Here is a 22,229-nt window from a genome sequence, read left to right as displayed (position 1 = left end):
GTCCGTGCGTGCCTTAGGGTCTGCCGTATGGACAGTGCGGAGTACGGCGGGCTCGAGCAGACCCTCGGCCAGCCGATTGCCGGTAGCGCGCCCGCCGAATGGGGGTTCCAGAACCGCACCGACCTGCTCACCCTCGCCGACGGCGACCGGATGGTGCTGCAGCGCTACCGCAACCCCGACGACGCCGAACGCCGCCTGCGGGTGATGCACACCCTGCTGGAGCCCGCCGCCAAACGCGGCATCACCATTCCGCGCATCCGCCGCTTCGACCTCGACGCCGACCCGGCCTGGATCGTCTTCGACGCCCTGCCCGGTGTCCCGGTCCCGGCCAGCGGCGAACTCGACCTCGACGGCCCGCGGTTCGCCGCTCTCGCCCGCGAGATGGGCACCCTGCTCGCGGCGTTCCGCCGCCTGCCCACCGCGGGCCTGCAACTCGACGACCTCTGGGCGAGCCCCACCCGCCTCGTCGAGAGTGCGACCGGTTGGGCCGCCGCCCTGGAACTCGGCCCGGCGCACCGCGCCAGCTTCGACCGGACCCTGAAGTCCCTGCCCACGCTCTTCGCCGACCGCCCCACCGTCCTCGCGCACGGCGATTTCACCCCCGTCAACATCCTCACCGACGGCGAAACCATCACCGGCCTGCTCGATTTCGAGTCCGTCCGCCTCGCCGACCCGCTCTTCGACCCAGCCTGGTGGGCCTGGTCGGTCAGCCTCGCGGGCTCCCTCCCCGCCGCCTGGCCCGACTTCCTGGAGCGCGCGGGCTTCGACCCCACCGACCCCGACCTCCCCCTGCGCATCGAAGCCCTGCAAATCCTGCGCACGCTCGAACTCCTCGCCGAGAAACCCGATCTCACCCCCGTCGTCCGGGACGTAGTGCACGAGCGCCTCCTGACAATGCTCAGCTGAACGCCTGCTACCTGGGCTTTTGCGAGATGTCACACTCGCTGACGCTGCGTCGTCCTCTCTGTGAACGCGGAACAACGCAGTGACACAGAGGAGCAGGAATCATGACGACGACCAAGAAGATCGCGGTGGCCGGGGCGACCGGACGGCTGGGCAAGCACGTGGTGGATGTGCTGACCGAGCGGGGGTACGAGGTCGTCGCGTTCTCGCGGAAGAACGGCGTTGACCTCGAGACCGGCGCGGGCCTGGTGGAGGCGCTCGACGGCGTGCAGGTCGTCATCGACGCCGCCAGCACGCCCTCCGCCGACAAAGACATCGCCACCGAATTCTTCACCGCGGCCGCCCGCAACCTGCACGAGGCTGGCCAACAGGCCGGCGTCGAGCGCCTGGTCGCCGTCTCGATCATCGGCATCGACAACGCGACCGCGGGCTACAACGCCGCCAAGCTGGTCCACGAGCAGAAGTTGCTGGAAGGCCCGCTGCCCGTGCATATCCTGCGCGCCGCCCAGTTCCACGAACTGGTCGAGGTGATGACCCAGTGGGGCACCCAGGGCGACACAGCCCATATTGCCGCCATGCGCACCCAGTTGGTGGCCGCCCGCACCGTCGCCGAAGCGCTCGTCGACCTCGCCGTCGACCCGGCCGCCACCGCGACTCCGTTCCCCGAAATCGCGGGCCCGCAACCCGAAACCATGGCAGGCGCCGCCACCCTCTTCGCCGCCCGCCGCGGCGGCCCCGCCCACATCATCGAAGCAGGCGACCCGCAGAATCCGGACCGCGAAGCCTTCGAAGACGGCACGCTGCTCCCCAGCCCGCACGCCGTTCTCGCCGGCCCCACCTACGCCGAATGGCTCGAAGCCACCTATCCGGCCGCGTAGTAGCCTGGCGCACCACGGTCCGTAGCGGCAGCGAACTCGCTGCCGCTACGGCACTTTCCGGGCCGTGATCCGCGGTACCGGTGCGGATCACGGCGATTCAGCGGGTGGTGAGGTCGTAGAGCGTGATTCCGTCTACTTCGGTGGCGGTGAAGTTTTCCTGAACCCATTGGGCGATCTGGGAACTGGAGCCGGAGGGAGCAGGGCCGAATACTTCGTTGTGTCCACCGCGGTTGCTGCCGATGAAGTAGTGGATCTTTCCTTGGGCTACATACTCTTTGAATTGGTCGAGGGTGGGGGAGGGGTCGCTGCCGTTGAAGCCGCCGATGGGCATTACCGGGAGTTCGGTGGCGAGTTGGTAGCCCGCGGCGCTGTTCGAGCCGATGGCCGCGGCGGCCCAGGTGTAGGTGGTGCCGTTGTGTTCGAGCAGGGACACCACTTTTTCGCTCGGTTTGCCAGCACCGAGCAGGCCACCCGCGGTGATTTCCCGGCCGGGACCACCGGTCGGCATCGCGCCCTGGCCCGGCCTGTTTCCGGGGTGTCCGCCGGGTGCGCGGCCGTTCGGTGCGCCGCCGGGCGGAGGTGCGCCGGGACCGTCCATCCCCTCGGCCCACGGTGGCCTGCCGAACATGCCGAACCCGCCCACATTCGGACCCGCCGACGGGATGGAACCCTCGTGCGGCGTGGCGATCGTGTCGATGGCGTATGCGGTCGGCCCGGCCAGTCCGGTGAAGGCGATGGTCAGCGCGGCGGTGACGGCGAGCTTGCGCCGGGCGGGCACGAGCGCGGCGATTGTCGCGAGTACACCGACAACGAGCACGGCCCACCGCAACCACGGCACCCAATGCACACTGCGGGACAACAGCATCCACGCGGTCGCGGTGGTGAGCCCGACGGCGAGCGCGAGCATCGCCCGCACCCACAGCCGGTGCCGCTCACGCCACAGCAGCACCGTTCCCGCGCCGACGAGCGCGCCGACGGCCGGAGCCAGCGCCACCGTGTAGTACTGGTGGAAGATCCCCGCCATGAAGCTGAAGGTCAAGCCGGTCACCAACAGCCAACCGCCCCAGAGGATCAGCGCTGCCCGCTGCGGGTCGGTACGGTTGGCCTTGCCGCGCAACAGAATTCCGGCGACCAAGGCCACCAGCGCGGCCGGGATCAGCCAGGCGATCTGACCACCCTGCGCCGCTTCGAACATGCGGGTGATGCCGGTGCTGCCCCACAGGCCGTTGCCGCCGGGCGGCAGCTCGCCACCGGGTCCGACACTGCCGCTCTCGTTTCCACTGAGCCGGCCGAGCCCGTTGTAACCGAGCGTGAGCTCGAGAATCGAATTGTTCTGCGACCCACCGATCCACGGCCGCGACGAGGCAGGCCACAGTTCCACGGCGAGCAACCACCACCCGGCCGCGACCACCATGGCGACACCTGCGGCCACTAGCTGCACGATGCGTTTGCCCAGCTTGGGCGGCCCCGCGAACAGATAGGTCAGGGCCAGCGGCGGAACAACCAGCAGCACCTGCAGCTGCTTGGTGAGAAAGCCGAACCCGACGAACACCCCGGTCAGCACCAGCCAACGCCAGCGCCCGTCCTCGACCGCCCGGGTGATCGCCCACGCCGCGGCCACCATCAGGAAGACCAGCAGTGCATCCGGATTGTTGAACCGAAACATCAGCACCGCAACGGGAGTCACCGCGAGCACCAGTCCGGCGAGCAACCCGGCGGCGGGCCCGAACGGCCTGCGCACCGTCGCCCACAGCAGTGCCACGCTCGCGACACCGAGCAGCACCTCCGGCACCAGAATGCTCCAGCTGTTCAACCCGAACGCCCGCACCGAGAGCTCCATCAGCCACAGCGCGGCGGGCGGCTTGTCCACGGTGATCGAGTTCGCCGCATCCGACGACCCGAAGAAGAACGCCTTCCACGACACCGAACCGGCTTGCACCGCAGCGGAATAGAACGAATTCGACCAACCGTTCACGCTCAGATTCCACAGGTACGCGATAGTCGTGCCGATCAGCAGGACCGCCAATGCCGGGTATTCCCAACGGGGCCTCCGTTCGAGCGCGGGCTGTGCCGGAGCCGCGGTGGGCGGCGCCAGTGTCGCGGTCATCGAACACCTTCCTCGTCGTCTGCGCCGGAACCAGCGTCGGAGTCGGTCGCTGCGAGCGCCTTGCGCGCCGGGTTCGGCGTATTCCGGAACACCCACCGCAATCCGACGAATCGCAGAATCGTGGCCACCAGATTGGCGAGCACCAGCACGAACAGTTCCAGATGCACCGGCGCGTCCGGCGCCCAATGATGCAGGGTGAACAGTGATCCGCTGGTCAGCGCCAACCCGATACCGAAGATCACCAACCCTTGGAACTGATGCGACACCGCACCCGTCGCCCCGCGCACCCCGAAGGTGAACGCCCGATTGGCCGCGGTATTGGCGACCGCGGTGATCAGCAGCGCCAGGAAGTTGGCCACCTGCGCATCGGTGAACGATTGCAGCACCACGTAGAGCAGCAGATAGGCCAGCGTGCTCAGCACGCCGACGATCGCGAAACGAACCAGCTGGCCGACCATCCCGAGCGGTACCCCCGGCACCAGCGGTTCGCGCCCCACCGCACGGCGCAGTTCCTCCAGCGGCAGCGCCCCGGTGGCCAGCGCCCGCGTCAACCGCCCGATACCGAGCAGATCCTTGCGGGCGGTGTCGACGATGTCGACGCGGCTGTCCGGATCGTCGATCCAGTCCACCGGCACCTCGTGGATGCGCAACCCGGCCCGCTCGGCGAGCACGAGCAGCTCGGTGTCGAAGAACCACTCCCCGTCGCGCACCAGCGGCAGCAACTGCCGCGCCACCTCGCTGCGCATCGCCTTGAACCCGCACTGTGCGTCCGAAAAGTGCGCTTGCAGTGAGGCTTTCAGCAAGAGGTTGTAGCAGCGCGAGATGATCTCGCGCTTGGGCCCGCGCACCACCCGCGAGGACGAGCTGAGCCGGGTCCCGATCGCCAGGTCCGAATGACCGGTGATCAGCGGCGCCACCAGGGGCAGCAGCGCGTTCAGATCGGTGGACAGGTCCACATCCATGTAGGCGACTACCTGCGCATCGGAGTGTTCCCAGGCCGCACGCAGCGCCCGTCCACGCCCCTTGGCATCCAGATGCAGCACCCGCACGCCGTCGAGCTCCTCGGCGAGCAGCTCGGCGACCTGCAGGGTGGCGTCGGTGCTGGCATTGTCGGCGACCGTGATCCGCGCCGGGAAGGGGAACCCTTCGCGCAGATACGCATGCAGCCTGCGCACACAGATGCCGAGGTCGGTCTCTTCGTTGTAGACGGGTATCACCACGTCCAGCACGGGCGCACCCGGTCTCTCGGCTAATTCCGCCGCCGCGACGGTCACAGTCTCGGTCATAGGGACTACCTTCGGCCGCCACGTTGTCACGGAGCTGGGCCCCAGCTGTGAGGTTCCTGGGGGCGTGGCGACCAGCGCGGATCGGTCCCGGCGTCGGCGGGCGTAGCGTACGGTCGGGGGACCGGGACCGTTCAGGTCCTCCGAGCAAAGGACCACGTTTGTCCGACAAGTCTCCGCGCAGCTCGATGTCGAAGAAATCCGGGAAGTCGCTGAAAGAGAAGCGAGCGGACAAGAAGACCAAGTCCGCGCCCGAGCAGAGCATCATCGATCCGAAGAAGCGCTGACCGCCGCTGAGCGAGGCGCTCGGTCCTCGCTCAGCGACAGTTCCCTAACCGGCCCGTGCGAACAGGCCGCCCGGAATTCGCGCCGATCAGGCGGGCAGCCGTGCCGCCTCTTCGGCCACCTCCGACACTGGACCGCTGCGTCGCCGCATCAGCAACAGCACGAGTGCGCCGCCGATCAAGCCGACGACCCCGCTGACCGCTAGCGTGCCCTGAACGCCCGCCGCCGCAGCGGCTCGCACGGTCGCCGCCAGCGCGGACTGCGCCTCGCCAGGCGCCTGCTGCACCAGCACCGCGGCTTGACCGCCGCCCACAGCCCGCGCCGAGGCCTGCGCGTCCGGCACCGCCCGCTCGGCGAGCACATCCGCCGCTCGTGCCGTGAAAACACTGCCCAGGGTGGCGATCCCGAGGGTGAAGCTCAGCTGCTGCGCGGTATTGACCGCGCCCGTCGCCATTCCGGCCCGCTGCCACGGAACCGCCGCCATCGCCGCCGAACTCAACGTCGCGGTGGCCAGGCCGACCCCGAGCCCGATGACCAGAAAGCCGGGAACCAGTGCCGCCCAACCTGCTTCGCCGTGCACCAGCAGCGCGCCCGTCACCCCGCCGAGGCCGGTGGCGAAGAGACCGCCCGCGATGATCCGGCCGCGGTGCTCTCCGTGCAGATATCGGCCGAAGCCGCCGGATACCAGAAAAGCCATGACGGACAACGGAAGTCCCACCGCGCCGGCCTGGATCGCACTCAGTCCGAGCACCGACTGCAGCCAGATCTGGGTGTACATCAGCGCGCTGAAGGCGGCGAAGAACAGCGCACCGGCGGCGCCGAGCACGCCGACGAACGAACGGTCACGCAGCAGCGCCAGGTCGAGCATCGGGTGGGCCGAAGCCCGTTCGACGAGCAGGAACACCACCAGCGACACCGCCGCGACCAGCAGCAACCACCAGGTGAGCGGATCGGACCAGCCGTGCTCGTTGGCCCGGATCAGCGCGTAGGTAGCGGCCGCCGCGCTGACGGTGAACGCCACCATGCCCGTGCCGTCGATCCGGCCGCGCTGCGCCCGCTCCCCGTCGGCGAGTACCCACAGGCACAGCGCCACGGCCACCGCGCTGACCGGCAGGTTGACGAAGAAGATCCAGCGCCAGGAGGCGAGATCGGTGAGGACGCCGCCGATGATCGGCCCGACGGCGCTGGACGCGCCCGCGACAGCGCCCCAGACCCCGTACGCGGTGCCTCGGTCCCGTTCGGTGTACGAGTTGTTCAGCAGGGCGAAGGTGGTGCACGCCATGGTCGTCGCGCCGATCCCCTGCACCACCCTGGCGAGGATGAGCACGGTCGGGTTCGGCGCGAGGCCGCAGACCAGCGAGGACACCGCGAACAGCAGCAATCCCGCCAGGTAGGTGCGGCGATGCCCGGCCGAGTCGGCGATCGAGCCCGCGCCGAGCATGAGCGCCGCCATGGCGAGGGCGTAGCCGTCGACGACCCATTGCAGTGCGCTGAACGACGCGTCCAAATCGTTCCGCATGTCGGGTAGTGCGACGTTCACGATGGTGACGTCGACCAACAGCATGAAGGTGCCCAGACACACCGTCAGCAGCGGCAGCCATTTGCGCAAAGCCGTTGTCCTCTCTCGAAAATCGGGGAGCGTGGAGACGGCGTCGAGTATCCGGAGAATCGGGTCGAACGGACGCCACGATGCCGACTCGGCGTACATTTCCTCCCTATGAGCGCCGCTGGAATAGGCAAAAACTCCATCTTGGACGGCGTCGATACGCAGATCGTGCAGGCGCTACAGCTCGATCCCCGGGTCTCGTTCAACCGGGTCGCCGCCGAACTGGGCGTCGCCGAGCAGACCGTCGCCCGCCGCTACCGGCGGCTACGCCGCGACGGCGTGGTCCGGGTGATCGGCGCGGTCGACTCCCGTGCGCTCGGCGAGAACGACTGGATCATCCGGGTGCACTGCCGTCCGGACGGCGCGCGTCAGGTCGGTGAGGCGTTGGCGCGCCGCGACGACGCCGCGTGGGTCGCCATCGCGGCGGCCGGCGCCGAGGTCAACTTCTCGCTGCACCCGCGCACCCAGCAGGATCGCGACGACCTGCTGGTGCAGCGACTACAGCGCACGGCGCCGGTACACGACATCGCCGCGGCGATGATTCTGCACCGCTTCGTCGGGCCGGGCGCGGTCGACTGGCGCGGCAGGCAGGCCAAGCGCGTCGAGGGCGAGCACAGCACGGCCGCAACGGATTACACCGAGGCCGACCTACAGCTCCGGGACCAGGACGACGCACTGCTCGAGCTGCTGGCCCGCGACGGGCGCGCAAGCTACTCCGTCCTGGCGCGTGCCACCGGCATGAGCATCGGCCGGGTGGCCCGCCGCATCGCCGCCCTGCAGGCCGCAGGCATTCTCTATTTCGATCTCGACATCGCCCCTGCCGCACTGGGTTCCAGCCTGTCGGCGTTCCTCTGGCTGCGGGTCGCCCCGGCGCGGCTGGCTGCGATCGGCCGCGCCATCGCCGAGCACGACGAAACCGCCTACGCCGCAGCGGTTACCGGACCGTTCAACATCTTCGCCGTGCTGACCGCGGACACCACCGACGATGTGTACCACTATGTGACCACCAAGATGGCCACCCTCGACGGCGTGCACAGCTTCGAACTCACCCCGGTGCACGAACGACTCAAGCAGGCGGGCTCGCGCACCAGCGCGGGCCTGCTGATTCCGCCACCGCCGGTGCCGCCCCGCTCCGGCACGGCGCGGCGTCGCTAGTCGCCGTCCTACAGGGCGATACCGAACCGCGCCGCCGTCCGCCTGCCCGCCCGGTACAGCGGGACGCCGAGGTCTGCGTAGGCCGGGCCGAGCAGGCGGGGGATCAGGTCGATGGCGCGGGCGTCGGCCCCGATCAGCACCCGGGCCTTGTTCTTCGCGACGCCGTGCAGAATGGTTTTCGCGGCGGCGTCCGGGCTGGTCAGGGTGAGCGCGTCGAAGCCACGGCGGATCGTCTCGACGTCCACGTCGTCGGGGATGCCGCGGGCGCTCACCGCGATATTCGTCTTCACGCCGCCAGGATGCACGCAGGTGACACCGACCGGATGCCCGGCGATCCGCATCTCCTGCCGCAGTGCCTCGGTGAACCCACGGACCGCGAATTTAGCTGCGTTGTAAGCGCTTTGGGTCGGCACGCCGACCAGCCCGAACACCGAGGACACATTGACGATATGCCCGTCGCCGGACCTGATGAGGTCGGGCAGGAAGGCTTTGGTGCCGTGTGCGACACCCCAGAAGTTGATGTTCATCAGCCAGTCGAAGTCGTCCCACGTCATGTCCTCGACATCGGCGCCGAGGGCCACGCCCGCGTTGTTGATGACCAGGTTCACCCGCCCGAATTCGCCGCGCACGGCCGCGGCATGCGCATACACCGCGGCCCGGTGCGCGACGTCGAGCTCGTACGGAACCGCTGTCGCACCGAGCTTTTCGCAACGTCCCGCGGTATCGGCCACCGATTCGGTGTTGATGTCCGACAGCGCCAGCCGAGCCCCGCGCCGGGCGAGTTCCACTGCCAGCGCCCGGCCGATGCCGGAGCCCGCGCCGGTGATCACGGCGACCTTGTCTGTGAAGTTCTTCATTGAACGTCCTCGGGGTTGCGGGGCGGGCGGGTCGACCGACCATTGCGGTGGGGCGTTGGAAAAGTCTGGATCGGAATGTCTTCCAGGACGACCGTGCGCCGCGTCGGGGAACTCGGTGCGGGACCGATGAACTCGTACTCCGCCGGGTCGAGCCGCCTGGTCTGCAGCCAGTACTGCCAGGTGAACCCGGACCACAGCGTCCGATTGTTCCCGTGCTCGTCCAGGTACCAGCTCTGGCAGCCGCCGGTATTCCACACCGAGCGGGAAAGCCCCTGTTGCAGCCGGGCATTGAATCGGTCCTGCGCCGACCGCCGCGGCACCAACGCGACCGCGCCCTGCTCGCGTACCCGCCGAATCGCCTGCAGCACATAGTGGATCTGTGCCTCGATCATGAAGATCATCGAGTTGTGGCCGAGGCCGGTGTTCGGCCCGACCAGGAAGAAGGCGTTCGGCATGTCGGCGACCGTGATCCCGCGATGCGCCTGCACGCCCTCCCGGTCCCAGCGCTCGGTCAGATCCACCCCGCGCAGGCCGACCATCGGCAGATTCTTGTACGAATTGAGCACGTGAAAGCCGGTGCCGTAGATGATCACATCGACCTGACGCTCGACACCGTCGGTGGTGACGATGCCGTCTTCGGTGAAATGGTCGATGCCTGCGGTGACCAGCTCGGTCTTGGGATCGGCGAGCGCCGGATAGTAGGTATCCGAGCCGAGCAGCCGTTTGCAGCCCGCCCGATAGTCCGGCGTCACCTGGGCCCGCAGCACCGGATCGGCGATCTGGCGCTCGATGTGGCGCCTGCCGAGCCGCTCGAGCACCTTCAGCAGCGCGGGCCGCCAGTTCATCGCGTACCCGCCGACCTCGGCGCCCCAATAGATTCCATTGCGCAGCGCCAAGCGCAGGCCGGGCACCCGGCCGAGCGCACGCCGGAAACGTTCGGAGAACTCCACGTCCGCGCGCGGCATCACCCACGGCGCGGTGCGCTGGAAGACGGTCAACGCCGCTACCTCGCCGACGATCTCCGGCACGAATTGCACTGCGCTGGCGCCCGTTCCGATCACCGCGACCCGCTTGCCCGCCAGCTCGACCTCGTGCTCCCACTGCGCCGAGTGAAATGTGGCACCGGTGAAGTCGGCGCTGCCGCGAAAATCCGGAATGCTCGGAATATGCAGCGCGCCGACCGCGGACACGAGGAACTGCGCGACATATTCCTGACCGTCCGCGCTGAACGCGTGCCAGCGTCGCTCGTCTTCGTCCCAATACCCGTGGGCCATGTGCTGCCGGAAGCGGATGCGCGGCCGCAGCCGGTATTTGTCGGCGACGTCCTTCAGATAGTCGAAGATCTCCTGCTGCCCGGAGAACAGCCGCCGCCAAGTCGTGCGTGGCTCAAAGGAATACGAGTACAAATGGGTCGGCACATCGCAGGCACAGCCGGGATAGGTGTTGTCGCGCCAGGTGCCGCCGATCTCCGCGGCCTGCTCTACGATGAGGTAATCGTCGATACCCGCCTTGTCGAGGGCGATGCCCATGCCGAGGCCGGAAAAACCGCTGCCGACAATGAGGACTCGGGTGTGGATCGCGGACGTCATCGTCCCCACCGGCTCTCTGCGTTCGGAACCTGATACCACCGGTTCTGGGTAGTTTCCCGAGTGTGTCCCACGCCTCAGCCGATGTCAACGGCGCGACCCGGTCATCGGTACCGCTGGTAGCAGGTAGCATCCGGAATTGTGATGCGCAGCGGGCGAAAAATAGACGAGGTGCCACGCAAGCGCGTCGACGCACGCACGGAGCGCTGGCGGGAGCACCGGCTGAAGGTGCGCGAGGAGTTCGTCGACGCGGCGTTCCGCGCGCTGGACAAGTTCGGCCCTGAAGTCAGCATGGGCGATATCGCCAAGGAGGCGGGCGCGGCAAAACCCAAGCTGTACCGGCACTTCGAGGACAAGACCGACCTGTACAACGCCATCGTCGACCGGGTCCGCGACATGCTGTGGGAGCAGCTGATGTCGAGCGTGGATCTGACCAACGACTCGGCGCGCGAGCTGGTGCGTCGCGGCGCCGCGGAGTACGCGCTGGTGGTGTCGCAGCACCCCAACGTCTTCCGGTTCATGCTGCACAGTCATTTCGCGCAGCAGTCCGATGACTCCGAACGCGCGCTGCAATCGGCGCGGCAGTCCGCGAAACGGGCCGCTGATCTGTTCGCCGAATTGGTCGCCGACACCTCGGTCGAGGTGGACAGTGTCGAACTCGTCATCTACTCGATTTTCGGTGCGGTCGGGTCGGCCACCGACTGGTGGCTCGGCGCGAACCGGTTGAAGACGCAGCCGATGCCGATCGAGAAGTTCGTTGCCTACCTTGCCGAGACCATCGCCGCGCTCACCGAGGCCAATGCTCGGCTCAACGGCATCGTCATCGACACTGATCTGCCACTGCACCTTGCCTTTTCCGGCGAATAGCGCCTTGCCTCGCCGGCCGCGGCATCGCCGGGCCTGCGCTGGAACCTTGGTCGCATCCACCCGAACGACGCTGTTCTGGTTCGACCGCTTCGTCGAGGCCGACCGCGTTTGCGACATCTCTATTGTCTCAGCACCCACCGACAAGAAACCGCCCCCTTAAGGGGCTGCTGGTGCGGTGAATCACCCCCAATTTCCGGGGGTCGCGCCGATGTCAGTCGTGGTGCAACCGCCACAGCGGTGACACCGGACCGTGCCCCGCGCCGAGGTCGTACGACGCGGCGAGGCACCGGTAGGTCCACTCCTTGGCGAACTCCACCGCCTCGGGCACCGGATACCCGTTGGCCAGCGCGCACGCGATCGCCGCGGCCAGGGTGTCCCCGCCGCCGTGATCGTTGCCGGTGCCGATCCGCGGCGCGGTGAACTCCAGGAACTGTGCACCGTCGAAGAGCAGGTCGGTGCTGTACTCCGAGGCGCGCAGGTGCCCGCCCTTCACGATCGCCCACTGCGCACCGAGTTTGTGCAGTGCCTCGGCGGCCGAGCGGGCGGAGGCGTCGTCGGTGACCTCGATGCCGGTGATCAGCCTGACCTCGTCGAGGTTCGGCGTCACCACCGTCGCCAGCGGGATCAGCGTGTGCCGGACGGCGTCCAGCGCCTCCTCGTGCAGCAGTGGGTCGCCGTGCATGGAGGCGGCGACCGGATCGACCACCAGCGGGATCCGGCCGTCCCGGCCGATGCCCACCTCCCGGCAGACCGCCGCGACGGCCTCGATGATGGCTGTCGAGGCCAGCATGCCGGTCTTGGCCGCGCCGACCCCGATATCGGTGGCCACGGTGCGGACCTGGCCCGCCACGATGTGCGGCGGGACCTCGTGGAAGTCGCTGACCCCCACCGAGTTCTGCACCGTCACCGCCGCGACCGCCACGCAGGCGTGCACCCCGCACAGGGCCATGGTGCGCGAATCGGCCTGAATTCCGGCGCCGCCACCGGAGTCGGTTCCGGCAATGGTGAGCACCCGGACGGGAGTCTGCCCGTCGGGGGTCAATGGCAACAGCTTCACCAGACAAACCCTACGACCGTCGGCCCGAGTTGCCACGCGCAACCGGCGACCCGGTCTGCTGACAGCAAATGAAAACCATTATCATTAAGGTATGACCACCTCACCGCCCGTCGACCTGCTCCCCGTCACCGTGCTGTCCGGCTTCCTCGGCGCGGGCAAGACGACGCTGCTCAATCACATCCTCGCCAACCGGGAGGGCCGCCGGGTGGCGGTCATTGTCAACGACATGAGCGAGGTCAACATCGACGCCGCGCTGGTGGCCGGCCAGGGGCACCTCGATCGCACCGAGGAGAAGCTCGTCGAGCTGACCAACGGCTGCATCTGCTGCACGCTGCGCGAGGACCTCATCGAGGCGGTGGGCAGGCTCGCGCGGGAGGGGCGGTTCGACCAGTTGGTGATCGAGTCGACCGGCATCTCCGAGCCGATGCCGGTGGCCGCCACCTTCGACTGGGAGTTCGAGGACGGGTTCAAGCTCGGCGATATCGCGCGGCTGGACACCATGGTGACGGTGGTCGACGCGTCCACCTTCCTCGCCGAGGTGGCCCGCGGGCAGGCGCTGGCCGAGCGGAATCTACAGGCGGGCGAGGGCGATGCCCGCACCATCGCCGACTTGCTGGTGGATCAGGTGGAGTTCGCCGATGTGCTGCTGGTGAACAAGACCGATCTGGTCGGCGCCGCGGCTGCGGGCGCGGTGGAAGCGACTGTGCGCAAACTCAATCCGCGCGCCCACGTGTTGCGCACGACCAACGGTGTGGTCGAGTTGAGCGAGGTGCTCGGCACCGGCCGGTACAACCCGGTCGTCGCGGCGGAGGCCGAGGGCTGGGACGAGGAGCTGGCGGGCGGGCACACGCCGGAGACCGAGGAGTACGGCATCCGCAGCCTCACCTACACCGCCGACCGGCCGTTCCATCCACTGCGGCTGTCCGAGGCGCTCGGTGAACTGCGTGGGCTGTTGCGCAGCAAGGGTTTCTGCTGGATCGCCAGCCGCGCCACCCTGGCGGCCATCTGGTCCCAGGCCGGGCCGAATCTCGTCTTCGAGCCCGCCGCGTGGTGGTCGGCGCTGGAAGTGCCTGCCGGACAGGAGATTGTCTTCATCGGTATCAAGCTCGATCGGGACAAGGTGCGTGCCCTGCTCGACAATGCACTGCTCACCGATGTGGAGTTCGCCGCGGGTCCGGCCGAGTGGGCAGGCTACCCGGATCCGTTCCCGGCCTGGGGTGAACTGCACGAGCACGCGTAGGCCGAGAGTCGTTGGCTCGGTGCGCCTTCGGGCAGTGGCGACCCACGCACCGGGTTCGGAGCGTGGGTCGCGGCGCGCCGTGGCATGGCCTGCCGTTCAGTTAGAGATGCCCGGTGCCTGACGCAGATAGGTGGTATCGGTCAGCTGCTCGAGCATGAAGTCGGCGATGTCGGCGCGGGAGATCTTCAGCGCGAGCCCGCGCTCGTCCGCGGGGAAGCCGCGCCGGAAGCCGCGGGTGCGCGGCCCGTCGGTGAAGGCGCTGGGCCGCACGATCGTCCAGTCCAGGTCGCTGGCGCGCACATAGGCCTCCTGCTGCACGTGGTCGGCGTAGGCCTGGCGCAGCAGCATCCCGAACATCAGGTACTTCCACACGAAGTTCAGGTTGGCCCGGCTCTCGCCCACGCCCAGGGTGGTCTGCACGATCACTCGCTTCACCCCGGTCCGGTTCATCGCCGCGAGCACCGCGCGGGTGCCCTCCGCCCGGATCACGCCCTTGCGGCCCGCGCCGAGCGAGACGAGCACCGCATCCTGACCGACGACCGCGCGCTCCACCGAATGCGTTTCCAGCACATCACCTTCCACGATGTGCAGCCGCTCGTGCCGCTGTTCGATACCCGCCGCGCTACGGGTGAAGGCGGTCACCTCGTGACCCTCCTCGATGGCTTGCGCGACGACCAGGCGACCGACCGTGCTGGTGGCTCCGAAGACAGCGATTTTCATGGTGTTTCTCTCCTTGGTGAAAGCCGTTGAGCTGTTGGTGAATCAAGTACAACAGCGCGGAGTGAGACGAACCATGGCCGTGAGTCTCGATCGCATAAGAGACAGTCTCGGGTGGTTGGTGCACGCTAGAGCGGTTGACGCATGCGGCGACCCGCACTCCGGAGGGGTGCGGGCCGTGCGGCGGCACTCAGCCGATCTTGGCGAAGAACTGCCGGATATCGCCGACGAGGAGCTCCGGCGCCTCGTGCGCGGCGAAGTGGCCCGCGGCATCGTTCGGACCGCCGATCACCGAACCGGAGTCGTAGGAGTTCCAACTGACGATGTTGCTGTGGTCGCGCTCGGCGAAGCGGCGGATCGACTGGAAATCGCCTTTGAACATGGCAACCGCGGTCGGGGTCGTGGTCGGCCCGGTGGGGCGGTCGGTGCTGTGGGCTTCCTCGTAGTAGAACCGGACCGACGACGCCGCGGTGCCGGTGAGCCAGTAGAGGGCGACGTTGCCGATGACGAACTCGGCGTCCAGGCTCTCGCCGAAAAGTTGTGCGTTCCAACCCAACAGCCCGATCGGCGAGTCGGAGAGCGCGTAGGCCAGTGTCTGAGGCTGCTGGCTGCACAGGATATTGAAGGCCATCTTGTTGTCCTGGAACCACTTCAGGTGCTCCAGACCCGCCAGGTCCTCCGGCGAGAGATCGACGAACTCGGCCGGATCGCCGGACGGGAACGAGAACAGCTGCGTCACATGGACGCCCACCACCCGGTCCGGTACCAGGCGGCCGATCTCCGGTGAGACCATCGAGCCGCCGTCATTGCCGATCGCGCCGAAACGCTGGTAGCCCAGTCGATCCATCAGCTCGATCCAGGCCTTTGCCACGCGCCGCATGGTCCAGCCGGTGCTGTGGGTGGGGCCGGAGAAACCCATGCCAGGCAACGCCGGAATCACCACGTGGAAGGCGGGGTCGTCGGCGGATTCCGGCGTGGTGAGCGACTCGATGATGTCGAGGAACTCGAGCACGGAGCCGGGCCAGCCGTGGGTGAGGACGACCGGCAGCGCGTCCTCGCGGGCGGACCGGATGTGCAGGAAGTAGATATTCTCGCCATCGATTTCGGTGGTGAACTGTGGGTAGGAATTCAGCTTCGCCTCCAGCGCCCGCCAGTCGAAGCTCTCCAGCCAGTACTGCGCGAGGCTGCGCACCCGATCGCCGGGCACGCCGTAGGAGTCGCCGACGCCGGGCAGTTCGCTCGGCCAGATGGCGCGGCGCAGCCGGTCTGCCAGATCGTCGAGCTCGGCCTGCGGGACGTTGATCTGGAAGGGCTTGATGGTGCTCATGGCGTTCTCCTTGTGAAACGGAATGTTTCGTTCTGTTTCAAACTCTAACAGAACGGATCATTCCGTTTCAATACTTGGCGAAAACTTTCTTGTTTTGCCCAGCTCGACGGGGTTCTGGGGACGCAAAACAGCCCACACCCGGCGGGTGTGGGCTGTGGATGCGACGCTCAGCGGTACTGCGCGAAGAACTCGGTGATCTCGGTGGACATCAGCTCGGGCGCGACGTGGTGCAGGTAGTGCGTGTACACGTCGTGGGTCCGCCACGCGACGATGTTGCTGTGGTCGCGCTCGGCGAAGCGGCGGATGCCGTGGAAGTCGCCGTTGGAGCCCGACAGTGCCAGCGGGACCGACGTCGGTCCGGTCGGCTGGTCGGCCTTGGCCTTCTCGAAGTAGTGCCGGATCGCGGAACCCGCTGTGCCGGTGAGCCAGTGGATCGCGATGTTGGTCAGCACGAAGTCGTCGTCGAGGTCGGGTCCGAGCAGTTGACTGTTCCAGCCGACGAGCCCGGCCGGCGAATCCATCAGTGCGTGCGCCAAAGTCTGCGGTTGCTGCGACTGCAGGATGTTGAACCCCATCTTGTTCTTGACGAACCAATCCAGGGTGGCCAGGGACTGCGCCTCGTCCTCGGTGAGGTCGGCCATTTCGGCCGGATCGCCCGTCGGGAACGAGTAGACCTGGGAAACCTGGACGGCGACAACGTGTTCGGGATCGACCCGGCCGAGCTCGGGGGAGATCTGCGCGCCGCCGTCGTTGCCGACCGCGCCGTACTTGTCGTACCCGAGCCGCCGCATCAACTCGGCCCAGGCCTGCGCGATCCTGGTGTCGTTCCAGCCGGCTTCCGTTGTCGGACCGGAGAATCCGTACCCCGGCACCGAGGGGATCACCAGGTCGTGCCCGGCCGCGGTCAACGGCTCGATGACATTGAGGAATTCCACGAACGTCCCCGGCCAGCCGTGGGTCAGGATCAGCGGCAGCGCCTCGGCACTGTCCTGCGATGACCGCACGTGCAGGAAGTGGATGTTCTGGCCGTCGATCTCGGTGGTGAACTGCGGGTACGCGTTCAGCGTCTCCTCGACCTTGCGCCAATCGAACCCGTCGCGCCAGTAGTTCACCAGGTGGCGGACCCGGTCGACGCTCACCCCGTAGGCGTCGCCCGAGCCGGGGATCTGGTCGGCCCAGCGGGTGCGGGCCAGCCGGGCCTGCAGTTCGTCCAGCTCGGCCTGGTCGATGGCGATGCGGAAGGGGGTGATGGTGGTCATCTGAACTCCTTTTGAAACGGAATGCTTCGTTCTGTTTGAACAGTAACAGAACGGATCATTCCGTTCAAGTGCTATCCTGAAATCATGCCGAAGTCATCAGATGCTCCAGCTCAGAAGGCCCTACCCGGCCGCAAGGCGCAGGCGGCTCGCAACGACGGGCTCATCCTGGACGCCGCGCGGTCGGTGTTTCTGGCCGACGCCAATGCCCCGATCGCCGCCGTCGCCGAGCGGGCGGGGGTGGGGATCAGCGCGCTGTATCGGCGCTACCCGAGCAAAGAAGTCCTGTTGCGCACGCTCTGTCACGAGGGCCTGCGCCGCTACAACGTGGAGGCCGATGCGGCGCTGGCCGATACGGACGGCTGGCGGGCGTTGGTCGAATTCCTGGAGCGGGTCGTCGACGCCGACGTGCACTCGCTGACGGTGCACCTGGCCGGCACCTTCACCCCGGACGAGTCGTTTCTGCCCGACGTGATGCACTCCGCCGAGGCGAACAACGAGATCGTGCGGCGCGCGCAGGCCACCGGGAAGCTGCGGCCCGGCGTCACCGCCGAGGATCTCGGACTCATCCTGGAATCGTGTGCCGCCATCGCCATGCCCGATCCGGAACGCACCGCGCAGCTGCGCCGCCGGGTGCTCGCCATGCTGGTGGCGGGCCTGTCCGTGGACGGTGATCTGCCCGGCCCCCCGCCCAAGGCCGGCGAGTTCGCGTGGCGGTGGGAGCGGCGTCCCTGACCGCGACCGCGATTCTCGGGCGCTGAGGAGTTCGAGTACCGCGGACTCAGACCCGGCCGAACGCCAACGCCACGTTGTGCCCGCCGAAGCCGAACGAGTTGTTCAGTGCGTAGTCGATGCGCTGTTTGCGTGCTGCCCCGCTGACGATATCCAGGTCGATCGCCGGATCACGGTTGTCGAGATTCAGTGTGGGCGGGACGATTTGGTCGCGCAGTGTCAGCATGGTGACGAGGGATTCGAGCGCGCCCACCGCGCCGATCGAATGTCCCAGTGCGGATTTGGGGGCGTAGACCGACGCGTCCGGCGCTACGGCGGCGATCGAGTTGGCCTCCGACGCGTCGCCGATCGAGGTGGCGGTCGCATGGGCATTGATGTGCTGAATATCCGGAACCTGTAGTCCCGCAGTCTGTATCGCCTTGCGCATGGCCTGGGCCGCACCGATGCCCGCCGGTTCCGAGGCGACGATGTGATAGGCGTCGGAGGTGATGCCCGCGCCGAGCACCCGGCCGTGCATCTCGGCGCCACGAGCCCGTGCGTGCCGCTCGGATTCGAGCACCAGTAGCGCGCCCGCCTCGCCGAAGACGAAGCCGTCCCGGTCCCGATCGAACGGGCGCGACGCCCGCTCGGGCTCGTCATTGCGGGTGCTCATCGCCCGCATCATCGCGAAACTCGCGATGGGCACCGCGTCGATGTGGCCCTCCACGCCGCCGGTCACCACCACATCGGCTTCGCCGGTACTGATCAGTCGCCAGGCCTGCGCGATCGCCTCGGAGCCGGACGAGCACGCCGACACCGGCGTGAAAATGCCTGCCTTGGCGCCGATTTCGAGTCCGACGGTGGCCGCAGGCCCGTTCGGCATCACCATCGGCACCGACATCGGCGACACCTTCCGGTAGCCGCCTGCTCGCATCGCGTCGACCGCGTTGATCAGCGCGTCGCCACCGCCGAGCCCGGTGCCGATGGCGACGGCGAGCCGTTCGCCGTCCACCTGCGGGGCGCCGGCCCGCTGCCAGACCGCGCGGCCGAGCACCAGCGCCAGCTGTTCGATATAGGACAGCCGGCGCTGTTCGATCCGCGTCAGTTGTTCGCCCGGATGCGACTTCAGCTGCCCGCCGATGCGCACCGGCAGGTCGTACTCGGCGACGAAGTCCGCGGCGAGCACGCCGATGCCGCTGCGCCCGAGCAGCAGCTCCGACCAGGTCGTATCCATGTCCTCGGCCAGCGAGGTGGTGGCCGCGTAGCCGGTGACGACCACGGACTCCCGAGTTTCTGAAGCGATTGTTACAGTCACGATGACATGGATACCTGTACCAGTCGCTACAGTCAACCCATGGCCCGCCCCCTCGACCACGCCAAACGCGCCGAGCTCCTCGACGCCGTCGTGCGCTACATCGCCGACCACGGCCTCGTCGACCTGTCGCTGCGCCCGCTCGCCGCCGCCCTCGGCACCAGCTCGCGGATGCTGATCTACTACTTCACCACCAAGGAGGAGCTGCTGGTCCAGGCGCTGGCCACTCAGCGCCCTGACCTCACGGCGCTCTTCGCGCAGGTCGCCGACGCCGCCGAGCTGCGCACCCAACTGTGGGAGTTCTGGCAGGCCAACACCTCCGGCGACGGCCGCACCAGCGTCCGGGTGATGCTGCAGGTCCTCGGTGCCGCGTGTGCGGCGCACAGCCCGTATGCCGAGTACGCCGAGACCGCCATCGCGACCTTCATCGAGGCGCTCGCCGCGGGCCTGCGCGGCCTGCCCTCCGTCGATGACCCGGAACTCGTAGCGACACTGCTTGTTTCGGGCTTGCGCGGCATCCTCCAAGATCGCGTGATCACCGGCGACGTGGACCGCACCGACCGGGCCGCCCGCCTGCTGATCGACCAGTCGCTCCGATAGGACCGGCGGCCCGGTTACTTGGTGTTTGCTGAAACGCGGTGGATGCTGGATCGGGGGTGAGCGAGGAGGCAGGATGGCGGCGCGCGTGCCGGAGACGAATGCCGCGGGTTCGACGGTGGGCGGCACCCGCTGGGTGATGCTGGCCGTGCTGTGCGCCAGCCTGCTGCTGGTGGCGATGGATGCCACCATTCTGAATGTCGCGCTGCCCTCGCTGATCGCCGATCTGCAGGTGGGACGGCTCGAGCAGCTGTGGATCATCGATGTCTACGGACTGGTGCTCGGCGGCCTGCTGATCACCACAGGCGCGGTCGGTGACCGGGTCGGTCGAAAGCTGCTCTTCCTGGCGGGCTTCGTGCTCTTCGGTGTGGCCTCGGTGGTGGCGGCGACGTCGCAGAGCTCGTGGCAATTGATAGCCGGACGGGTGCTCCTGGCCATCGGCGGCGCAATGGTGATGCCGTCGACGCTGTCGCTGATCCGGAACATCTTCACCGATACGCGCGAACGCACCCTCGCCATCGGCATCTGGGCCGCGGTGGCCGGTGCGGGCGCGACCATCGGCCCGCTCATCGGCGGCGTGGTGGTCGAGCAGTTCGGCTGGGCGTCGGCGTTCTGGTTGAACGTGCCGGTGGTCGTGCTCACGGTGCTGGTCGGCGCCTGGCTGCTGCCGGAATACCGTGCGCCACAGGCGGGCTCGCTGGACTGGCTGGCCGCCGTGTTGTCCATCGCGGGCATTGTCGGATTGGCCTGGGGGATTAAGCATGTCGCCAAGGGCACGCCAGACCCGGTGGACTGGGTGATCCTGGTGCTCGGTGTGCTGCTGCTCGCCTGGTTCGCGCGCCGCCAGCTCCGCGCCGCAGATCCGCTGCTCGACGTGCGGCTGTTCCGCAACGGCGCCTTCTCGGCCGCCGCCCTCGCCACGCTGCTGGCCATGCTCGCGATCGGCGCCGCGCTGTTCCTCATCTCGTTGTGGTTGCAGTACGTGCACGGCTACTCCCCGTCCGAGGCGGGGCTGCGCACCTTGCCCTCGGCCTTGACGCTGCTGGTCGCGTCGCTGGCGACGCCGTGGTTGATGCAGCACATCGGCGTTCGAGCCGTGCTCGCCATCGGACTCGGCGCGCTGGCACTCGGCTTCCTCGGACTCGCGCTGAGTCCCGAGCCGACCACGTATCCCGTTGTCGCACTGGTGCTCGCGTCCTTCGGCCTCGGTGACGGTCTGGCGATCACCGCGGCCGCCGCCGTCCTGGTCTCGGCGGTGCCGCCCGAACGCGCCGGGCAGGCCGGTGCGGTCTCCGAAACCAACTACGAACTGGGCATCGGGCTCGGCGTCGCCTTGCTCGGCAGCATCCACGGGCGCGTCTTCACCGACAACATGGCCGACCTGCCGTTGCGTGGCGAAAACCTCGCCACGGCAAGGGAATCCATCGGCGGTGCGGTAGAGGTGGCGAGCCGGCTGGACAACGCGACCCGCGAACAGGTCCTCGCCGAAGCCCGACACGCGTTCGACGCGGCGCTCACCACCACCGCGTACGTCTCCGCCGCCATCGTCGCCGTTGTCGCGGTCATCGCGGTTCGGTTGGTGCCCAAAGGCTTCCGGGTAACCGGCTCGCACTAGCTCGTCGAGTTACCCCCGCCGGATGCGTACCTGCGCGGGTCAGCTCCAGGTCGCCGTTTCGGGGTCGATGCCGTTGGCGCGGGCGTTGGCGTCGATGATGTCGCGCAGCCAGGCGGTCAAGCCGGGCTCGATCGCGTCGTAGAACGCGGTGAAGCCGGGGTCGGCGATGTGCCTGCGGCCCAGGCAGACCTGCATCGAGTGGGTGCAGTCGAAGTAGACGCCGATCGAGGCTCGGTGCCGCTCGGCCAGCGCGTTGGCCACATCGCTGCCCGGCGCCGTCCCGGCGCGACACGCGGCGGCCAGGTCCGCGTTGAGCGCCTCGACACTCTCGGCGATCTGCTGCCACTGCTCGGCGGTCCGATCCGCGGCACGTTCGGCGAACTGCGCCCACTGGGCCGTGTCACCCCACTGCTCGTGCGCCTCGCCTGCCCAAGCGGGCTGCCAGTGCTGACCGAAGATCGCCACCTGTTCCTCAGCTGGCAGCAGGATGCCGGACTCCCTCGCTTCGATCAGGCGATCCAGGGCGTCGCCCATCTGTTGTAGCCGGGCGACGCGCTCGCGAACCTGGTCGCGCTGCCTGCGCAGTGCCGCCGCCGCATCGGTTGCCGGTGCGTCCAGCAACGCCCCGACCTCGTTCAGCGGTACCCCGAGCTCACGGTAGACCAGCACCCGATGGATGCGGGTGATGTCCGCCGCGGTGTAGAGCCGGTAGCCCGCGTAGCTGCGCTCGGAGGGGCAGACGAGCCCGATCGCATCCCAGTGGTGCAGCGTCCGGACGGTGACGCCTACCAGCGCGGCGACGGCGCCGACCGTGCGGCCGGCGCCGATCGCCGACTCGGCGAAGCGACGATTCGTCACACCGTCCAGTGT

At 68.1% G+C, this 22,229-nt stretch carries 20 protein-coding genes; 9 read left to right on the top strand and 11 right to left on the bottom strand.

What is annotated here, in order from left to right; all coding sequences use genetic code 11:
* Positions 1 to 27: 27 nt before the first annotated feature.
* Positions 28 to 906, top strand: coding sequence for a phosphotransferase family protein (locus DMB37_RS18595; protein ID WP_135233799.1), 879 nt, complete (start codon positions 28 to 30; stop codon positions 904 to 906).
* A 101-nt stretch (positions 907 to 1,007) separates the two neighbouring features.
* The gene (locus tag DMB37_RS18590; RefSeq protein ID WP_135233798.1) at positions 1,008 to 1,781 is read left to right on the top strand and encodes an SDR family oxidoreductase; all 774 of its coding nucleotides are present in this window, start codon (positions 1,008 to 1,010) and stop codon (positions 1,779 to 1,781) included.
* Positions 1,782 to 1,878: 97 nt separating this feature from the next.
* On the opposite strand, the gene DMB37_RS18585 is transcribed toward DMB37_RS18590, so the two are convergent.
* Together DMB37_RS18585 and DMB37_RS18580 are read right to left on the bottom strand one after the other, a co-directional pair.
* Positions 1,879 to 3,888: a glycosyltransferase family 39 protein gene (locus DMB37_RS18585; protein ID WP_135233797.1), complete on the bottom strand. Its 2,010-nt coding sequence runs from the start codon at positions 3,886 to 3,888 to the stop codon at positions 1,879 to 1,881.
* Positions 3,885 to 5,174, bottom strand: a complete 1,290-nt coding sequence (locus tag DMB37_RS18580; RefSeq protein ID WP_240772446.1) for a bifunctional glycosyltransferase family 2/GtrA family protein — start codon at positions 5,172 to 5,174, stop codon at positions 3,885 to 3,887. The genes DMB37_RS18585 and DMB37_RS18580 overlap by 4 nt, the downstream gene beginning before the upstream one ends.
* 158 nt (positions 5,175 to 5,332) lie before the next feature.
* Here DMB37_RS18580 and DMB37_RS41715 point away from each other — a divergent pair, with 158 nt between their 5' ends.
* Complete coding sequence (locus DMB37_RS41715; RefSeq protein ID WP_255508388.1) at positions 5,333 to 5,458, top strand: hypothetical protein; 126 nt, start codon at positions 5,333 to 5,335, stop codon at positions 5,456 to 5,458.
* Between the two features lie 86 nt (positions 5,459 to 5,544).
* Here DMB37_RS41715 and DMB37_RS18575 read toward each other — a convergent pair whose 3' ends face one another.
* The gene (locus tag DMB37_RS18575; protein ID WP_135233796.1) at positions 5,545 to 7,065 is read right to left on the bottom strand and encodes an MFS transporter; all 1,521 of its coding nucleotides are present in this window, start codon (positions 7,063 to 7,065) and stop codon (positions 5,545 to 5,547) included.
* A gap of 108 nt (positions 7,066 to 7,173) precedes the next feature.
* Here DMB37_RS18575 and DMB37_RS18570 point away from each other — a divergent pair, with 108 nt between their 5' ends.
* Positions 7,174 to 8,217, top strand: a complete 1,044-nt coding sequence (locus DMB37_RS18570) for an Lrp/AsnC family transcriptional regulator (protein ID WP_135233795.1) — start codon at positions 7,174 to 7,176, stop codon at positions 8,215 to 8,217.
* 8 nt (positions 8,218 to 8,225) lie between these two features.
* Here the strand turns inward: DMB37_RS18570 and DMB37_RS18565 are convergent, their stop codons facing one another.
* Together DMB37_RS18565 and DMB37_RS18560 are read right to left on the bottom strand one after the other, a co-directional pair.
* Entirely contained in the window at positions 8,226 to 9,074 is an 849-nt protein-coding gene (locus tag DMB37_RS18565) for an SDR family oxidoreductase (protein ID WP_135233794.1), read from the bottom strand.
* Positions 9,071 to 10,663, bottom strand: a complete 1,593-nt coding sequence (locus tag DMB37_RS18560) for an NAD(P)/FAD-dependent oxidoreductase (RefSeq protein WP_135233793.1) — start codon at positions 10,661 to 10,663, stop codon at positions 9,071 to 9,073. Before DMB37_RS18560 ends, DMB37_RS18565 begins: the two co-directional genes overlap by 4 nt.
* A 168-nt stretch (positions 10,664 to 10,831) precedes the next feature.
* Between DMB37_RS18560 and DMB37_RS18555 the strand changes: the two genes are divergently transcribed.
* Positions 10,832 to 11,527 carry a TetR/AcrR family transcriptional regulator gene (locus DMB37_RS18555; protein ID WP_240772445.1) on the top strand — a complete coding sequence of 232 codons (696 nt, stop codon included), beginning with the start codon at positions 10,832 to 10,834 and terminating at the stop codon, positions 11,525 to 11,527.
* Between the two features lie 211 nt (positions 11,528 to 11,738).
* Here DMB37_RS18555 and thiD read toward each other — a convergent pair whose 3' ends face one another.
* Positions 11,739 to 12,584, bottom strand: a complete 846-nt coding sequence (gene thiD / locus DMB37_RS18550) for a bifunctional hydroxymethylpyrimidine kinase/phosphomethylpyrimidine kinase (protein ID WP_135233792.1) — start codon at positions 12,582 to 12,584, stop codon at positions 11,739 to 11,741.
* Positions 12,585 to 12,675: 91 nt separating this feature from the next.
* Between thiD and DMB37_RS18545 the strand changes: the two genes are divergently transcribed.
* Positions 12,676 to 13,824, top strand: coding sequence for a GTP-binding protein (locus DMB37_RS18545; RefSeq protein WP_135233791.1), 1,149 nt, complete (start codon positions 12,676 to 12,678; stop codon positions 13,822 to 13,824).
* A 96-nt stretch (positions 13,825 to 13,920) separates the two neighbouring features.
* On the opposite strand, the gene DMB37_RS18540 is transcribed toward DMB37_RS18545, so the two are convergent.
* The 3 genes from DMB37_RS18540 to DMB37_RS18530 form a co-directional block, all read right to left on the bottom strand.
* Complete coding sequence (locus DMB37_RS18540) at positions 13,921 to 14,544, bottom strand: NAD(P)-dependent oxidoreductase (RefSeq protein WP_135233790.1); 624 nt, start codon at positions 14,542 to 14,544, stop codon at positions 13,921 to 13,923.
* 187 nt (positions 14,545 to 14,731) lie between these two features.
* Positions 14,732 to 15,868 carry an epoxide hydrolase family protein gene (locus tag DMB37_RS18535; protein ID WP_135233789.1) on the bottom strand — a complete coding sequence of 379 codons (1,137 nt, stop codon included), beginning with the start codon at positions 15,866 to 15,868 and terminating at the stop codon, positions 14,732 to 14,734.
* A gap of 167 nt (positions 15,869 to 16,035) precedes the next feature.
* Positions 16,036 to 17,127 (bottom strand): epoxide hydrolase family protein, encoded by a 1,092-nt coding sequence (locus tag DMB37_RS18530; RefSeq protein WP_135233788.1) that lies wholly within the window; start codon positions 17,125 to 17,127, stop codon positions 16,036 to 16,038.
* Positions 17,128 to 17,211: 84 nt separating this feature from the next.
* Here DMB37_RS18530 and DMB37_RS18525 point away from each other — a divergent pair, with 84 nt between their 5' ends.
* Positions 17,212 to 17,859: a TetR/AcrR family transcriptional regulator gene (locus tag DMB37_RS18525; RefSeq protein WP_135233787.1), complete on the top strand. Its 648-nt coding sequence runs from the start codon at positions 17,212 to 17,214 to the stop codon at positions 17,857 to 17,859.
* 46 nt (positions 17,860 to 17,905) lie between these two features.
* Here DMB37_RS18525 and DMB37_RS18520 read toward each other — a convergent pair whose 3' ends face one another.
* Positions 17,906 to 19,150, bottom strand: coding sequence for a KasA/KasB family beta-ketoacyl-ACP synthase (locus tag DMB37_RS18520; protein WP_135233786.1), 1,245 nt, complete (start codon positions 19,148 to 19,150; stop codon positions 17,906 to 17,908).
* Positions 19,151 to 19,189: 39 nt separating this feature from the next.
* Between DMB37_RS18520 and DMB37_RS18515 the strand changes: the two genes are divergently transcribed.
* Together DMB37_RS18515 and DMB37_RS18510 are read left to right on the top strand one after the other, a co-directional pair.
* Positions 19,190 to 19,747: a TetR/AcrR family transcriptional regulator gene (locus tag DMB37_RS18515; RefSeq protein ID WP_135233785.1), complete on the top strand. Its 558-nt coding sequence runs from the start codon at positions 19,190 to 19,192 to the stop codon at positions 19,745 to 19,747.
* Between the two features lie 73 nt (positions 19,748 to 19,820).
* Positions 19,821 to 21,359 (top strand): MFS transporter, encoded by a 1,539-nt coding sequence (locus DMB37_RS18510; RefSeq protein WP_206055274.1) that lies wholly within the window; start codon positions 19,821 to 19,823, stop codon positions 21,357 to 21,359.
* Positions 21,360 to 21,398: 39 nt separating this feature from the next.
* On the opposite strand, the gene DMB37_RS18505 is transcribed toward DMB37_RS18510, so the two are convergent.
* Positions 21,399 to 22,217 carry a MerR family transcriptional regulator gene (locus tag DMB37_RS18505; protein WP_240772444.1) on the bottom strand — a complete coding sequence of 273 codons (819 nt, stop codon included), beginning with the start codon at positions 22,215 to 22,217 and terminating at the stop codon, positions 21,399 to 21,401.
* Between the last annotated feature and the right edge of the window lie 12 nt (positions 22,218 to 22,229).

It is taken from the genome of Nocardia sp. CS682 (genome assembly GCF_004634405.1).
Taxonomy (GTDB): Bacteria; Actinomycetota; Actinomycetes; order Mycobacteriales; family Mycobacteriaceae; genus Nocardia; species Nocardia ninae.
The sequence above is the reverse complement of the archived record's forward strand: the minus strand, read 5'-3'. Positions and strand labels throughout refer to the sequence as shown.

Coding starts and splice junctions, on each gene's coding strand:
- DMB37_RS18570 (WP_135233795.1), top strand. CDS start 7,174: ATGAGCGCCGCTGGAATAGGCAAAAACTCCATCTTGGACGGCGTCGAT.
- DMB37_RS18560 (WP_135233793.1), bottom strand. CDS start 10,663: ATGACGTCCGCGATCCACACCCGAGTCCTCATTGTCGGCAGCGGTTTT.
- DMB37_RS18590 (WP_135233798.1), top strand. CDS start 1,008: ATGACGACGACCAAGAAGATCGCGGTGGCCGGGGCGACCGGACGGCTG.
- DMB37_RS18565 (WP_135233794.1), bottom strand. CDS start 9,074: ATGAAGAACTTCACAGACAAGGTCGCCGTGATCACCGGCGCGGGCTCC.
- DMB37_RS18580 (WP_240772446.1), bottom strand. CDS start 5,174: ATGACCGAGACTGTGACCGTCGCGGCGGCGGAATTAGCCGAGAGACCG.
- DMB37_RS18595 (WP_135233799.1), top strand. CDS start 28: ATGGACAGTGCGGAGTACGGCGGGCTCGAGCAGACCCTCGGCCAGCCG.
- DMB37_RS18585 (WP_135233797.1), bottom strand. CDS start 3,888: ATGACCGCGACACTGGCGCCGCCCACCGCGGCTCCGGCACAGCCCGCG.
- DMB37_RS18510 (WP_206055274.1), top strand. CDS start 19,821: ATGGCGGCGCGCGTGCCGGAGACGAATGCCGCGGGTTCGACGGTGGGC.
- DMB37_RS18545 (WP_135233791.1), top strand. CDS start 12,676: ATGACCACCTCACCGCCCGTCGACCTGCTCCCCGTCACCGTGCTGTCC.
- DMB37_RS18540 (WP_135233790.1), bottom strand. CDS start 14,544: ATGAAAATCGCTGTCTTCGGAGCCACCAGCACGGTCGGTCGCCTGGTC.
- DMB37_RS18525 (WP_135233787.1), top strand. CDS start 17,212: ATGCCGAAGTCATCAGATGCTCCAGCTCAGAAGGCCCTACCCGGCCGC.
- DMB37_RS18535 (WP_135233789.1), bottom strand. CDS start 15,868: ATGAGCACCATCAAGCCCTTCCAGATCAACGTCCCGCAGGCCGAGCTC.
- DMB37_RS18515 (WP_135233785.1), top strand. CDS start 19,190: ATGGCCCGCCCCCTCGACCACGCCAAACGCGCCGAGCTCCTCGACGCC.
- DMB37_RS18530 (WP_135233788.1), bottom strand. CDS start 17,127: ATGACCACCATCACCCCCTTCCGCATCGCCATCGACCAGGCCGAGCTG.